We start from the raw sequence: 14909 nt of genomic DNA, 5'->3' as shown, positions 1-14909 counted from the left end.
ATTTATGCGTCATTACGAAATCATCTTTCTGGTTCACCCGGACCAGAGCGAGCAAGTCGGCGGCATGGTTGAGCGTTACACCAAGCTGATCGAAGAAGACGGCGGCAAAATCCACCGCCTGGAAGATTGGGGTCGTCGTCAGCTGGCTTACGCCATCAACAACGTCCACAAGGCTCACTATGTGATGCTCAACGTTGAGTGCACTGGTAAAGCCCTGGCTGAGATGGAAGACAACTTCCGTTACAACGATGCCGTGATCCGTAACTTGGTCATCCGTCGCGACGAAGCCGTTGTTGAACAGTCGGAGATGCTCAAGGCCGAAGAAAACCGCAGTGAGCGTCGTGAGCGTCGTGACCGTCCTGAAAGCGCTGAGTCTGACGACTCGAGCAGCGATGACAGCGACAACAACAGCGACAGCGACAACGCTGACGAGTAATCCACGGATCTATTGAGGAGCCTATCAAATGGCACGTTTCTTCCGTCGTCGTAAATTCTGCCGTTTCACCGCTGAAGAGGTGAAAGAGATCGATTTCAAAGATCTCAACACCCTGAAAGCCTACATCTCGGAAACCGGCAAGATCGTTCCTAGCCGTATCACCGGTACCAAGGCTCGTTATCAGCGTCAGCTGGCTACCGCTATCAAGCGCGCCCGCTTCCTGGCCCTGCTGCCCTACACCGACAGCCACGGCCGCTGAGATCGGTTGTTCGACAAGAAGTAAGGGATAAAACGCATGCGCGCCTTAGCTGAATTCATTATGCGCGGCCGTATGCAGGCCATCCTCGTGGTGGTTGTTTCGGCGGCATTGCCGCTGCTGTTCTGGTTAAGTGCTGCCGCAGGTTGCCTGGTGCTCCTGCGGCGCGGTCTGAGTGATGCCCTGGGCATCCTCGCTTGGGCCCTGCTGCCGGCGATTGGCTGGTGGTATTTCGGTGAGCCGCGCACCCTGTTGGTGTTGCTCGGTGCGCTGGGGCTGGCGTTGTTGTTGCGCGCCAGTCTGTCCTGGAACCGTGTGCTGCTTTGCAGCGTGGCCTTGGGCCTGGTGTACGGGTTGGTTTTGGGTGCGGTGTTCCGCGAACCCATCGCGGCGATGGCAGGTGAGCTGCAAAAGCTCCTGCCGCAAATGCTCGATGGGGTTCACCAGCAGATGTCGGTGGACGAGCGAGCGCGCCTGGATAGCCTGATTGCACCGGTGCTGACCGGTTTATTGGCGGCTTTGCTGCAGATTGTCAGCCTGCTGAGCCTGATGCTTGGGCGTTATTGGCAGGCGCTGTTGTATAACCCTGGCGGTTTCGGGCGCGAGTTTCGCGCGCTGCGACTGCCGCTGGCACCGGCGATGTTGCTGCTGGTCGGCATGCTACTGGGCCCCAATCTGGGACCGCAGATGGCCATGTTGACTCCGCTGTGCAGCGTGCCGCTGGTGTTTGCCGCCGTGGCCCTGTTGCACGGGTTGGTGGTGCAAGGGCGACTGGCCAAGTTCTGGCTGGTCGGGTTGTACATCACGCTGCTGCTGTTCATGCAGCTGACTTATCCGTTATTGGTGGTCTTGGCCATTGTCGACAGCCTGTTTGATTTTCGTGGTCGCTTCGAGCGCAAGCAAGGCTCGGGTCCCGCGAACGGTGAAGGTTAAAAGTTAAGAGGTTATTACCAAATGGAACTGATCCTGCTGGAAAAAATCGCCAACCTGGGCAACCTGGGCGATAAAGTGAACGTTAAGGCCGGTTACGGCCGTAACTTCCTGCTGCCATTCGGCAAAGCTACTGCTGCAACCGCTGCCAACGTGGCTACGTTTGAAGCGCGTCGCGCCGAATTGGAACAGCTGGCTGCCGATAAGAAAGCATCTGCTGAAACTCGCGCCGCTCAGTTGGCTGAACTGGAAGTCACCATCACCGCTACTGCGGGCGATGAGGGCAAGCTGTTCGGCTCCATCGGTACGCACGACATCGCTGACGCCCTGACCGCCTCTGGCGTGGAAGTGGCCAAGTCTGAAGTGCGTCTGCCGAACGGTACCATTCGCCAGATTGGCGAATACGACGTGGCTGTGCACCTGCACTCCGACGTTGAAGCGACCGTCCGCGTCGTTGTGGTTGCAGCAGTCTAAGAGCCTTGCTCTGAAGCTAGCCGCTCAACGGGCTTGCGCTTAGGTGCAAGGCCGTTAACATCGGGCACGGCATTGCGCAAGCGATGCCGTGCCCTTTGTTTTTCAATTCTCGATTTTTAGTGCATCCGTTTTTTGCCCAGAGCCCTATGAACGACATCAACATTCCCGAGCAATACGACCTGCAAACCTCCGCCTTGAAAGTGCCGCCGCACTCGATCGAGGCCGAGCAAGCCGTGCTGGGTGGCCTGATGCTCGACAACAACGCCTGGGAGCGGGTGCTTGATGCGGTGTCCGATGGCGATTTCTATCGACACGACCACCGCCTGATCTTCCGCGCCATCTACAAACTGGCCGAGCGCAATCACCCCTTCGACGTGGTCACCGTGTCCGAGCAGTTGGACAAGGAAGGGCAGCTGTCGCAAGTCGGGGGCTTGGCCTATCTGGGCGAACTGGCGAAGAACATTCCGTCGGTGGCCAACATCAAGGCCTATGCGCAGATCATCCGCGAGCGTGCCACCCTGCGTCAGTTGATCGGCATCAGCGGCGAAATCGCCGACAGCGCCTATTCGCCACAGGGCCGCACCGGCGAGGAGATTCTCGACGAGGCCGAGCGCCTGATCTTCCAGATCGCCGAGGCGCGGCCGAAGACCGGCGGTCCGGTGGGCATCAACGACATCCTGGTCAAGGCCATCGACCGCATCGACACCCTGTTCAACTCGGGCGATGCGATCACCGGGCTGTCCACCGGCTTTAACGATCTGGATGCGCAGACCAGCGGCTTGCAGCCGGCGGATTTGATCATCGTCGCCGGTCGACCGTCCATGGGTAAGACCACCTTCGCCATGAACCTGGTGGAAAACGCCGTGTTGCGCAGCGACAAGGCCATCGTCGTGTATTCGCTGGAGATGCCGTCGGATTCGATCGTCATGCGGATGCTGGCCTCACTCGGCCGCATCGATCAGACCAAGGTGCGTGCCGGCCGCCTGGACGACGACGATTGGCCGCGCCTGACCTCGGCGGTCAATCTGCTCAATGATCGCAAGCTGTTCATCGACGACACCGCCGGCATCTCGCCGTCGGAGATGCGTGCGCGTACCCGGCGCCTGGCCCGCGAGCACGGCGAAATCGGCATGATCATGGTCGACTACCTGCAGCTGATGCAGATTCCCGGCTCCAGCAGCGACAGTCGGGTCAACGAGATCTCCGAGATTTCCCGTTCGCTCAAGGCCCTGGCCAAGGAATTCAACTGCCCGGTGATCGCCCTGTCGCAGCTCAACCGTTCCCTGGAGCAGCGCCCGAACAAGCGCCCGATCAACTCCGACTTGCGTGAATCCGGGGCGATCGAGCAGGACGCCGACATCATCATGTTCGTCTACCGCGACGAGGTCTATCACCCGGAAACCGAGCTCAAGGGCGTGGCCGAAATCATCATCGGCAAGCAGCGTAACGGGCCTATCGGCACCACGCGCCTGGCCTTTCTCGGCAAGTATTCGCGCTTCGAGAACCTGGCGCCGGGCAGCTACCAGTTCGACGAGGATTGAGCCTGCAGTAGGGTGAGTGCATGTTCTTGCCGAGTAGGATCAATAACAACGGGCGGCCAGTGGTTAAACTGGTCGCCCGTTTTGCTTTCAGGACATTCCGCCCATGCGCCCCCTCATCGCCACCATCGATCTTGCAGCCATCCGCCATAACTATGCCGTGGCCAAGCGCTGCGCGCCGGGCCGACAGGCCTTTGCGGTGGTCAAGGCGAATGCCTATGGGCATGGCGTGGGCGAGGTGGTGACGGCGTTGTCTGACCTGGCCGATGGTTTTGCCGTGGCCAGCCTGGAGGAGGCGGTCGAGGTGCGGGCGCTGCACAGCGAGGCGCGGATCCTGTTGCTCGAAGGTTGTTTCGAGGCAGCGGAATATCAACTGGCGGCGCAATTGGGCCTGGATCTGGTGCTGCAGGGCGAACAGCAGGCGGCGGATTTTCTCGCGGCCAAGCTGAGTCGGCCGTTGAATATCTGGCTGAAGCTGGACAGCGGCATGCATCGTCTGGGCTTCAATGAACTCGGCCTGCGCGCCTGGCATGCGCGTCTGCACGGCGCGGCGGCGGTGGCCGAGTTGAACCTGCTCAGCCACTTTGCCTGTGCCGACGAGCGTGGCCATGAAATGACCGAGCAGCAGCTCGAGGTATTCCTTGACGTGCTCGATCTGGATTTCGCCCAGCGCTCGCTGGCCAACTCGGCGGCCATTCTGACCATTCCGGCGGCGCACATGGATTGGTTGCGGCCGGGCATCATGCTCTACGGCGCCACCCCTTTTGCCGAACTGGGGGCCGCCGAGCTGGGCCTTCAGCCGGCGATGACCCTGGCGGCGCAGCTGATTGCCTGCCGCGAAGTGGCGGTGGGCGAAAGCGTCGGCTATGGCGCCAGCTGGCTGGCCCAGCGGCCGTCGCGCATCGGCACGGTCAGCTGCGGTTACGCCGATGGCTATCCGCGCCATGCGCCGAGCGGTACGCCGTTGCTGGTGCGTGGTCAGCGTGTGGCGCTGGCGGGGCGGGTATCGATGGACATGCTGACGGTCGATCTAACCGATCTGCCAGCTGCCCGGGTTGGCGATGACGTGCAGCTGTGGGGCGCCCAACTGCCGGTGGATGAGGTGGCGCGGGCGGCCGGCACCATCGGCTATGAGCTGTTGAGCAAGGTCACCCAGCGCGTACCGCGGCGTTATCGCAACGCCTGAGCGGGTGCTGGCAACCTTGGCTGCTACAGGCCGCTGGTGACCTTGATCACATCCAGTTGCAGGCGTGCACTGCCGCTCAGTTCGCCGTCGTCGCCACAGACGCACGAGCCTGAGCGGCCGCGTGCCTTGACCTTGTACAGCGCCTCGTCGGCAGCCTTGTAGAGGCTGGCGAAGTGGCTGGCGTGCTGAGGGTAGAGGGCCACGCCGATGCTGATGGTCACGGTCAGCCGTTCGGCACCATAGAATACCGGCTGCGCCAGTTCGGCAAGCAGGCGCTCGGCAATCTCGCGGGCGTGCCGTTCGGCCTCGCCGCCACAGATCAGCACGGCGAACTCATCGCCGCCCAGACGGGCCACGGTATCGCCGCTGCGCACATGCTCGCGCAGGCGCTGGGCAATCACCTGCAGCATCAGGTCGCCGGCATCGTGGCCGAAGCGGTCGTTGATCGGCTTGAAATGGTCGAGGTCGATCAGCATCAATGCCACGCTTTCGCCGTGGTGCTTGGCGTGGGTCAGAACGGTTTCGGTGCGTTCGATCAGATAGCGGCGGTTCGGCAGTTCGGTCAGTGGATCATGGAAGGCGGCGTGCTGCAGTTCCAGTTCGCGTTGCCGCAGTCGCTGGTTGGTCGCGGCCAGCTCGGCGGTGCGTTGCTCCACCGCGCGCTGCAGCTCGTCGGCGTTGCCCTGGACCAGCGCCAGGCGGGCGGTCTTCTCGCGGTCGGCTTGTCTTAGCGCTGCGGCCTTCTCTTGCTTGAGCATCTGGATGCGGTAGGCCAGGGCAAAGGAAAACAGGATGGTTTCTGCGGCGATCGATAACGGGAACAGGTAGGCGGTGAAGTTGTGCGGCTCGATCAGCCCGGCCGCGCGCATCACCAGCACCACGGTGCTGCCGAGGACGGCGCCGTAGCCGAGCAGGTAGAAGCGCGCCGGGAAGAAACCCTGGCGGCAGCGCACGCCGGCACTGAACAGGGCGGTGGGCACCGTGACGAGTGGCGTCAGGGCGATCAGCAGGGCGCCTTCGGCGCGATGGCCGAAGGCGTTGATCGCGATGGCGATGAGATACAGCACGCAGCCGGCATTCAGCAGGCGATGCGGCCAGATCAGTCCGCGTTTGGTGTAGAGCAGCTCCTGGGTGAAACGCATGACGAAAATGCCCCAGAGCGAGGGCAGGGTGATGCGATCGAGCCAGAAGGGCACGGCGCTGCCGGGCCACAGGTACTGGAAGCCATGACCGGTCATGCTGAGGATGAACACCAGCACGCAGGCGGTGGCCAGCACGTACCAGAGGTAAGCCTTGTCGCGCAGGGCAATCAGGATGAATAGGTTGTACAGCAGCAGCGCCAGGATCATCCCGTAGATCAGGCCGAAGCCGATGTTCTCGTTGCTGGCCTGTTGTTCGAGGTCGCCGAGCTGCCAGATGGTCAGCGGAAAGGAGTTGCCGGCGGGGTCGAGGCTGCGCATGTACAGGGTCAGGGGTGCTTCGCCCAGCTCGGGCAGTTTGAACAGCATGCGCCGATAGGCGTAGTCGCGGCCCTCGGCGTAGGGCGCCGCGGTGCCCGTGACGCGTTTGTGCCAGCCGCCCTGGCCATCGGGCAGATAGAGTTGCAGGTTGTAGATGGTGATGCCGGCGTTTTCCAGCCACCACTGGCTGGGACTGCCCTGGCCGCGTTGCAGGGTGACCTTGACCCACCAGGGGTGACGGCTCTGGCCGACGGTGGCGCGGCCATTCGCCGGTTGAAAGCGGCTTTGCACGGCCGGATCCGCCATGTCGGCGATGTTCAGCCGAGCGCCGGTGTCCTCCAGCAGCTCGATCTGCCCGTTGAGCATGTGCCCGCTACTGGCGCTGTCGAGCAGGATGGTCGCCGCACTGGCCGCGGCGGGCAGGCAGGTCAGGCTCAACACTAGAATGAATGAGGAGACTATCCGCTGCACTGCATGCACCTCTTGTGCCCGGCACCGCTACCGGTGGCAATCGCCGAGTATAGCCATAACTCTGCATGTGATCACAAATGCCGTGTGGCCGGCGTAGGGCCGGTGACATGGATTTGTCCTAGTATCAGGGTCGGACTTGGTCAAATTTTGTGCTATATTCCGCGACCGTTTACTCCTGATATCTCGGTCATTTCATGAACGCAGCCAAGCCGTTATTCGACTATCCAAAATACTGGGCCGAGTGCTTCGGCCCGGCGCCTTTCCTGCCGATGAGCCGGGAAGAGATGGATCAGCTTGGCTGGGACAGTTGCGACATCATCATCGTCACCGGCGATGCCTATGTCGATCATCCGTCGTTCGGCATGGCGATCATCGGTCGCCTGCTCGAGTCCCAGGGCTTTCGAGTTGGCATCATTGCCCAGCCGGACTGGAGCAGCAAAGACGACTTCATGAAGCTCGGCGAGCCGAATCTGTTCTTCGGCGTCGCGGCCGGCAACATGGATTCGATGATCAACCGTTACACCGCCGACAAGAAAATCCGTTCCGACGATGCCTACACCCCCGGTGGTCTGGCCGGCAAGCGCCCGGATCGGGCCAGCCTGGTCTACAGCCAGCGCTGCAAGGAAGCCTACAAGCACGTGCCGATCGTGCTTGGCGGCATCGAGGCCTCGCTGCGGCGCATCGCCCATTACGATTACTGGCAGGACAAGGTCCGCCACTCGATCCTGATCGATGCCTGTGCCGACATCCTGCTCTACGGCAACGCCGAACGCGCCATCGTCGAAGTGGCCCAGCGCCTGTCCTACGGCCACAAGATTGAAGACATCACCGATATTCGCGGCACCGCCTTTATCCGCCGCGATACGCCGGACGGCTGGATGGAAATTGACTCCAGCCGCATCGACCGGCCGGGCAAGATCGACAAGATCATCAATCCCTATGTGAATACCCAGGACACCCAGGCCTGCGCCATCGAGCAGGAAAAGGGCCCGCAGGACGATCCGAATGAGGCCAAGGTGGTGCAGTTGCTGCCGCACCCACGGCTGGAGCGCGACAAGACGGTGATTCGCCTGCCTTCGTTCGAGAAGGTCCGTGCCGATTCGGTGTTGTACGCCCACGCCAACCGCGTGCTGCATCTGGAAACCAACCCGGGTAACGCCCGCGCCCTGGTGCAGAAGCATGGCGAAGTGGATGTCTGGTTCACCCCGCCGCCCATTCCGATGACCACCGAAGAGATGGATTACGTGTTCGGCATGCCCTATGCGCGTGTGCCGCACCCGGCCTATGGCAAGGAAAAAATCCCGGCCTACGAGATGATCCGCTTCTCGGTCAACATCATGCGTGGTTGCTTCGGCGGCTGTACCTTCTGCTCGATCACCGAGCATGAGGGGCGGATCATCCAGAACCGTTCGGAAGAATCGATCATTCGCGAGATCGAAGAAATCCGCGACAAGGTGCCGGGTTTTACCGGGGTGATCTCCGATCTTGGCGGGCCAACCGCCAACATGTACCGCATCGCCTGCAAGAGCCCGGAAATCGAATCCGCCTGTCGCAAGCCGTCCTGCGTGTTCCCCGGCATCTGCGAAAACCTCAATACCGACCATTCGGCCCTGATCCAGCTGTACCGCTCGGCCCGTGCCTTGCCGGGGGTGAAGAAGATCCTGATCGCCTCGGGCCTGCGTTACGACCTCGCCGTGGAATCGCCGGAGTACGTCAAGGAGCTGGTCACCCACCATGTCGGCGGTTACCTGAAGATTGCCCCGGAGCACACCGAGGAAGGCCCGCTGAACAAGATGATGAAACCGGGCATCGGCAGCTACGACAAGTTCAAGCGCATGTTCGAGAAGTATTCGAAAGAGGCGGGCAAAGAGCAGTACCTGATTCCGTACTTCATCGCCGCGCACCCCGGCACCAGCGACGAGGACATGATGAACCTCGCCCTGTGGCTCAAGAGCAGCGGCTTCCGCGCCGATCAGGTGCAGGCCTTCTATCCCTCGCCGATGGCCACCGCCACGGCCATGTACCACTCGGGCAAGAACCCGCTGCGCAAGGTCACCTACAAGAGCGATGGCGTTCCCATCGTCAAGAGCGAAGCGCAACGCCGCCTGCACAAGGCCTTCCTGCGTTACCACGACCCGAAAGGCTGGCCGATGCTGCGCGAGGCGCTGGAGCGCATGGGTCGCAGCGACCTGATCGGGCCCGGCAAGAACCAGCTGATCCCGCTGCATCAGCCGGCCGCCGACAGCTACCAGAGCGCGCGACGCAAGAACTCCACCCCGGCCGGCAGCAAGAAGGTCGGTGGGGCCACTGCCGCTCGCAACCCTGGCGACAAGAGCCGGCCGCTGCTGACCCAGCACACCGGCCTGCCGCCGCGCGACACCGGTGCCGCTGCGGGCAACCCCTGGGACAAGCGCGAGCAGGCCAAGGCCGCCGCCCAGGTGCGCAACCAGCAGGCCGCCAAGGAACGCGCCGATGCCGCCAAGGGCAAAGGCAAGAAGCCAGCGAAGAAGCCAGCCGTACCGCGCTGATTGAATACGCCGCAAAGAAAAACGCCAGCCTAACCTAGTGCTGGCGTTTTTCATTGTGCTGGCAAGGTGCGCAGCGGCTTTTGCTCAGCCGTAGCGCTTTTTCGCTTCGATGGCCAAGCCGCTGCCGATGCTGCCGAAGGTGTTGCCTTCCACATGACGGGCGTTGGGTAGCATTGCCGCAACACTCTGGCGCAAGGCCGGGATGCCGCTGGAGCCGCCGGTAAAGAACACCGTATCGACCTGTTCGACGCTTACCCCGGCATCGCCGAGCAGTTGCGTCACGCTGGCGCGCACCCGTTCGAGCAGCGGCTCGATGGCGTTTTCAAACAGTTCGCGGGTCAGTTCGGCCACCAGGCCGGGCTCTACCCGGCTCAGGTCGATGGGCCGGGCGTCCTCCTCGGTCAGGGCGATCTTGCTGTCTTCCACCTGCATCGCCAGCCAATGGCCGTCGCGCCGCTCGATCAGCTTGAACAGGCGGTCGATGCCGATCGGGTCGACGATGTCGTAGCGCATGCTCTGCAACTGGCGCTGCGACTGCGCCGAGTAGACCGCGTTGATGGTGTGCCAGGTAGCCAGGTTCAGGTGGGTGCTGGTGGGCATCGGCGCGGCGCTCTTCATCCGGCTGCCGTACCCGAACAGCGGCATCACGCCCTGCAGGCTGAGTTGCTTGTCGAAGTCGGTGCCGCCGATGTGCACGCCGCCGGTGGCGAGGATGTCGTCATGCCGGTCGGTGACGCTGCGCCGCTCGGGCGACAGGCGCACCAGGGAGAAGTCCGAGGTGCCGCCGCCGATGTCGACGATCAGCACCAGCTCCTCGCGCTCGATACCCGACTCGTAGTCGAAGGCCGCGGCGATCGGTTCGTACTGGAAGGACACCTCCTTGAAACCGAGCTTGTGCGCCACGGCCACCAGGGTGTTCTGCGCCTCCTGGTCGGCGAGCGGGTCGTCGTCGACGAAAAATACCGGGCGACCGAGTACCACTTCCTCGAAGGGTCGCTGAGCCACGGCCTCGGCACGAGCTTTCAGCTCGCCGATAAAGAACCCAAGCAGGTCCTTGAACGGCAGGGAGCTCCCCAACACCGTGGTTTCGCTCTTCAGCAGCTTGGAGCCGAGCAGGCTTTTCAGCGAGCGCATCAGCCGGCCTTCATAGCCTTCCAGGTATTCCTGCAGGGCCAGGCGGCCGTAGACCGGGCGGCGTTCCTCGAGATTGAAGAAGACCACCGAGGGCAGGGTGATCTTGCCGTCTTCGAGGGTGAGCAGGGTCTCGGCGTCAGGGCGAAGCCAGCCGACGGTGGAGTTAGAGGTGCCGAAGTCGATGCCGCAGGCGCGGGCGGGAGTGGAGAAAGGCATGCTGCGCGCTGTTCCTGGAAAAACGGCCGGGCATTCTATGGGATATGTCCGCGCAATGCTGCCGCGATTGCGCTATGGCGCGACGAATGAACCCCAACCCAGGGTCAGAGCGGCCAGCGCCAGGTAGCGCCCGGTCTTGGCCAGGCTGACGATCAACAGGAAAACCCAGCAGCGCTCGCGCATCACCCCGGCGACCAGGGTCAAGGGATCGCCGATGATCGGCAGCCAGCTGAGCAGCAGCGACCAGCGTCCGTAACGCGTATACCAGCCCTGCGCTTGCTGCAGCCGATGCTCGTTGACCGGGAACCAGCGGCGCTGGCGGAAGTGCTCCAGGTAGCGTCCAAGCTGCCAGTTGACCAGCGAACCGAGGACATTGCCGACGCTGGCCACCGCCACCAGAAGCCACAACAGGTAGGCATCGCTGAGCAGCAGGCTGACCAGCACCGCCTCGGAGCCCAATGGCAGCAAGGTAGCGGCGCCGAAGGCCGAGAGAAACAGGCCCAGGTAGGCGGAAAACGTCAGCACTGGAGGCTTGCTTGGCGGGAACTAGGCACTGCCGCCGGAGCGGCAGGCAGAATTACGATTCCTGCTCGACACCGGCCATGATCTCTTCCAGCTTCAAGCCGGTCAGGCCATGGATGGTGCGCCACAGGTAATAGAAGATCGCCATCATCATGATCATCGAGGGGATGGCGATCATCGGGTAGCTGAGCAGATTCATGCGGCCCAATTCGGCATTGAAGGCCTCGCTGCCAGATGGGCTGATGACGATCCACTTGGCCAGCACATAGTTCATCGCCGAGGAAAAGAAGAAGGTGCCACTCAACCAGTAGGTGGCGGTCAGCAGGCGCGTTTCGAAATGCTGGGTATGTCCGCCCTGTTCCAGGCGCTCATGGATCTTGTCGACATTGAGCACATTTTTATTGAACAGCATGGTTCGGATCAGCGGGTAGCGGGTGCGTGTCGACACCAGCACGGTGATGCCGATCAAACCAGGAACCGCCGCCTCCTTGATCGCCAGCCACTGGTTGTCCAGTTTGAGCAGGCCGATGCCGCCGGTCAGCAGAACGCTGACCAGGCCGAGCAGGGCGATGAAGTTGAATTTACGGTACTTGACCAGCTCGAAGGTGCCCCAGCCGAGGGGGAACGCCAGTGCCAGGATCAGCGCGCCATCGGCACCGAGTCTGGATTCGCCGCTGAGCTTCATGAGGATCAGTGAGGGAATCAGGATGCTGACCAGCAAGTCCACAAGCGGGCGGGGCTTGTGTGTAACGGTGGAGCTGTGTGTGGTATCGGTCATGTCGATCAAGGCGCAGGGATGAATGGTGATCATCGCCTGCCTGAGCCTCGACCGCCAGCCCAACCGACGGTTGGACCATGACAAAGTTGTGCGATGACGTCCTGCTAGCCGAGGGCGGCGTCGCCTGGCATCTGGGGTCGATGGGCGGCGCGGGGTGAATTTCAGCGCGGTGCCGATTTGAGCCGGGCCATTCGCTCAAGGCTCGCAGCGGGCCAGAAGGCCGAGCTGCGGTAGTACGCGGGCACCGCTGGAATGTCAGCGGGGAGCACCAGCCAGGGCAGTTTTGCGGCCGTGTGGATGTGGATATCCGGCGGGCAGCGCCCCGGTTCGTCTAGGCTGCCCACCCGAACGAAACACAGGCTATCGCCGGCCGCCCCATAGTGACTCCACAGGGCGACGTGGCAGCGCGGGCAGCGGGCGATGCGCTGGCCCTTGCCGCTGGCAGACGGTGTGTCGATCAGCATGACGTCACCGCTGAGCAGCTCCACCCGGCTGCTTTCGATCAGGGCATTGAGGGCGAAGGCGCTGCCGCTTTCGCGCTGGCACCAGCTGCAGTGGCAGGCATGCACGAACAGCGCAGTTGCGCTCATGCGGTAGCGCACATGACGGCAACTGCAGCCGCCCTCCTGGCTTTGGTTGGGGTCGCTCATGACGTGGTGTCCCTTGGCATGACTGACTTGCAGTAAAGCAGAACGACCAGCGGTGCGCTCCGGCGCTTGCAAATAGTGCTTGGGTGGCGCATATGCGCACTTGAAGACTAATCGATGAGGGTCAAACCATGGCAGGCGGATGGGCCAGCGACGGCGCCGTGCAGGAACAGATCGACAGCAGCATCGAGGATGCTATCGCCCACGCCCGCAGCCAACTGCCGCGTGGTCACAGCCTTAGCCATTGCGAGGAGTGTGACGCTGCCATCCCCGAGGCGCGGCAACTGGCCATCCCCGGTGTGCGCCTATGCGTCGCCTGTCAGACTGCGCGTGATCAGGCGCAGAAAACCAGCGGCGGCTATAACCGCCGGGGTAGCAAGGACAGTCAGTTGCGCTGATGAGCAAGGCTGAAGGCCATCAAGGATCTGCCGTAGCCGTTTGCGGCGCGACGGCTATACCAATGAGCTAGTCTTCAAGCATGGGCCTGCATGGGGGCGGGTCCCTGGGCCGGGGGGATCGTGCAAGTCTTTCCTGAACAAAGGAGTAGACACCATGAAACTTCAGTCAATTATGCTAGGTGCCCTGGCACTGTTGTTACTCCAGTCGGCAGTGCTCGCCAAGGACAAGCGTGAATATACCGACAGCTTTCCACTCGGCGAATGTGATTTCGCCAGCGTCGGCGAGAACCAATACTTTCCGTTGCAGCCCGGCCGAGAGGCTCACTTCAACAACGCCCAGTGCGTTGCCGAAGGTGAGTGCACCGAGGTCGAAGAGTTGGTCATCCGCGTGCTTGACGACACGCGCGATGTCACCCTCGCAATCAATGGCGAGGCCACCACGGTGACGACCCGCATCGTTGAGGAGCGTGAAACAGCCAACGGGCAACTGGTGGAAATTTCCCGAAACTTCTTTGCCGAGTGCGCCGCTAGCCAGGACGTCTACTACTTCGGCGAAGAAGTGGATATCTACCAGGCTGGAGTGATCGTCAGCCATGAAGGTGAATGGCTGGCCGGTACTGACGCTGCATTGCCTGGCATCATCATGCCAGGCGGCGCGTTCCTGTTGGGCTCGCGGTATTTTCAGGAAGTCGCCCCCGAGGTGGCCATGGATCGCGCCGAGCACATTGCCGCTGACCTTTCACTAGAGGTGGCAGCAGGAGCTATGGAGGGCTGCGTTGAGGTTGAAGAGAGTACCGAGTTGGATAGGAAATCGCTCTCGACCAAGATTTATTGCCCTGGCGCGGGGCTGGTTGTCGATGATGACCTTGAACTGACATTTGTGCTTGAGCCATGAGCTCGTAGTAAACCCCAGGCGCCTGTCCGGAGGTGGCCGTAAACAGTCAGCGCGTCCGCCTCGACGTTGGGGCAATCATTGCTCGGGTAGCGTCGCAATGGCGTGGTTGAGCCGATCCATCACCTCTGGCGGCACATCCTTGCCGCAGACTATGTAGCGTTCCAGCCCTGGCGGCATATCGCTGAATTGATATTCGGCGATCTGACTCAGCGCCTGATCCTGGCTGCGCAGGTATTGCCAGTCGGCCTGGTCCGCCAGCATGTAGTCGATGCGATTGGCCGCCAGCATGGCGATCATCCTGGCGGGCGACACCGTGACGCGCTCAATCCGATTGGCGCTGCGGGTGATCTGCCGGTCCAGAATGGGGCCGTAGGACACCCCGTCGACCACGCCGAGGGAAATGTCCGGATCCGCCATCAGGGCGGCAAAGCTGGCGTGGGCCTGGATCGCGGGGAATGCCTGGGGGCTGACCAGAAGCATCTGCGGCGGGTCGACATGCAACGGCAGGCTGAACTGGGCAATTCGCTCGCGCTCCGGCAATCGATACCAGCCGATCGAGCAGTAGCGGGCTTTGCCCCGCTGGAAATCTCGCCAGATGCGTTTGGAGGGGCGCTCGACAAACACCGCGGGTACGTCGGCCAGGGCAAATATGCGTTTGGCGCGTAGCAGCAGGAAGCCCCGCTCTATTCCGTTTTCCAGGTAGTGGTAGGGCGCCTTGTCACGCCAGGCCACGGTGATGGGCTCGGCCGCCGAGGCAGGCAAGATCGGCAAGCAGCACGCCGCGCCGATCAGCAGCAGGGCCTTCATGTCCGGTGCTCATTGCAGGTCATGCACATACGCTCTCCGGCGCGATCCGCTCAGTTACTGAGCGCCTTGCTTGGCGGGTACTGCGCGCAGTATCGCCTCAGGCCTGGTGCCGGGCAATCCTGGGCGGTGGCGAGGTTCTGCCATTTTTGGCTTGCCCGGCGGACTTTCCGGGCGACGTGCGCACTCCGCCAGGCGCCGCTCCAGTCAGCAACGCGGAGTCGCGGTATCGACCC

The 14909-nt window shown here is 62.3% G+C and carries 15 protein-coding genes; 9 read left to right on the top strand and 6 right to left on the bottom strand.

Annotated features, from left to right (window positions below):
* Positions 1-4: 4 nt before the first annotated feature.
* The 6 genes from rpsF to alr all read left to right on the top strand — a co-directional run bounded on the left by rpsF (position 5) and on the right by alr (position 4820).
* Positions 5-436: a 30S ribosomal protein S6 gene (gene rpsF / locus LJY18_RS02710; protein WP_238040212.1), complete on the top strand. Its 432-nt coding sequence runs from the start codon at positions 5-7 to the stop codon at positions 434-436.
* Between the two features lie 28 nt (positions 437-464).
* Positions 465-695, top strand: coding sequence for a 30S ribosomal protein S18 (gene rpsR / locus LJY18_RS02705; RefSeq protein WP_069519637.1), 231 nt, complete (start codon positions 465-467; stop codon positions 693-695).
* 36 nt (positions 696-731) lie between these two features.
* Entirely contained in the window at positions 732-1625 is an 894-nt protein-coding gene (locus tag LJY18_RS02700; RefSeq protein WP_238040211.1) for a hypothetical protein, read from the top strand.
* Between the two features lie 21 nt (positions 1626-1646).
* Positions 1647-2096, top strand: coding sequence for a 50S ribosomal protein L9 (gene rplI / locus LJY18_RS02695; protein ID WP_238040210.1), 450 nt, complete (start codon positions 1647-1649; stop codon positions 2094-2096).
* Between the two features lie 146 nt (positions 2097-2242).
* Positions 2243-3637 carry a replicative DNA helicase gene (dnaB, locus tag LJY18_RS02690; RefSeq protein WP_238040209.1) on the top strand — a complete coding sequence of 465 codons (1395 nt, stop codon included), beginning with the start codon at positions 2243-2245 and terminating at the stop codon, positions 3635-3637.
* A 103-nt stretch (positions 3638-3740) separates the two neighbouring features.
* The gene (gene alr, locus LJY18_RS02685) at positions 3741-4820 is read left to right on the top strand and encodes an alanine racemase (protein WP_238040207.1); all 1080 of its coding nucleotides are present in this window, start codon (positions 3741-3743) and stop codon (positions 4818-4820) included.
* A gap of 23 nt (positions 4821-4843) precedes the next feature.
* Here alr and LJY18_RS02680 read toward each other — a convergent pair whose 3' ends face one another.
* On the bottom strand, positions 4844-6751 hold the full coding sequence (locus tag LJY18_RS02680) for a diguanylate cyclase domain-containing protein (protein WP_442964468.1): 1908 nt from the start codon (positions 6749-6751) through the stop codon (positions 4844-4846).
* A gap of 194 nt (positions 6752-6945) precedes the next feature.
* Between LJY18_RS02680 and LJY18_RS02675 the strand changes: the two genes are divergently transcribed.
* Positions 6946-9279 (top strand): YgiQ family radical SAM protein, encoded by a 2334-nt coding sequence (locus LJY18_RS02675; RefSeq protein WP_238040203.1) that lies wholly within the window; start codon positions 6946-6948, stop codon positions 9277-9279.
* 84 nt (positions 9280-9363) lie between these two features.
* Here the strand turns inward: LJY18_RS02675 and LJY18_RS02670 are convergent, their stop codons facing one another.
* From LJY18_RS02670 to LJY18_RS02655, 4 genes are all read right to left on the bottom strand, one after another.
* Entirely contained in the window at positions 9364-10629 is a 1266-nt protein-coding gene (locus tag LJY18_RS02670; protein ID WP_238040200.1) for an Hsp70 family protein, read from the bottom strand.
* Positions 10630-10701: 72 nt separating this feature from the next.
* The gene (locus LJY18_RS02665) at positions 10702-11154 is read right to left on the bottom strand and encodes a YqaA family protein (RefSeq protein WP_238040199.1); all 453 of its coding nucleotides are present in this window, start codon (positions 11152-11154) and stop codon (positions 10702-10704) included.
* A gap of 52 nt (positions 11155-11206) precedes the next feature.
* Complete coding sequence (locus LJY18_RS02660; RefSeq protein WP_238041101.1) at positions 11207-11929, bottom strand: VC0807 family protein; 723 nt, start codon at positions 11927-11929, stop codon at positions 11207-11209.
* Positions 11930-12090: 161 nt separating this feature from the next.
* Positions 12091-12579 (bottom strand): GFA family protein, encoded by a 489-nt coding sequence (locus tag LJY18_RS02655; protein WP_238040197.1) that lies wholly within the window; start codon positions 12577-12579, stop codon positions 12091-12093.
* Positions 12580-12707: 128 nt separating this feature from the next.
* Here LJY18_RS02655 and LJY18_RS02650 point away from each other — a divergent pair, with 128 nt between their 5' ends.
* Both LJY18_RS02650 and LJY18_RS02645 read left to right on the top strand, forming a co-directional pair.
* On the top strand, positions 12708-12974 hold the full coding sequence (locus LJY18_RS02650) for a DksA/TraR family C4-type zinc finger protein (protein ID WP_238040196.1): 267 nt from the start codon (positions 12708-12710) through the stop codon (positions 12972-12974).
* Between the two features lie 154 nt (positions 12975-13128).
* The gene (locus tag LJY18_RS02645) at positions 13129-13869 is read left to right on the top strand and encodes a hypothetical protein (protein ID WP_238040194.1); all 741 of its coding nucleotides are present in this window, start codon (positions 13129-13131) and stop codon (positions 13867-13869) included.
* Positions 13870-13944: 75 nt separating this feature from the next.
* On the opposite strand, the gene LJY18_RS02640 is transcribed toward LJY18_RS02645, so the two are convergent.
* Positions 13945-14676, bottom strand: coding sequence for a substrate-binding periplasmic protein (locus LJY18_RS02640; RefSeq protein WP_238040192.1), 732 nt, complete (start codon positions 14674-14676; stop codon positions 13945-13947).
* Positions 14677-14909: the final 233 nt, after the last annotated feature.

The sequence above is a fragment of the Pseudomonas sp. MMS21 TM103 genome (assembly GCF_022132145.1).
Taxonomy (GTDB): Bacteria; Pseudomonadota; Gammaproteobacteria; order Pseudomonadales; family Pseudomonadaceae; genus Aquipseudomonas.
The sequence above is the reverse complement of the archived record's forward strand: the minus strand, read 5'-3'. Positions and strand labels throughout refer to the sequence as shown.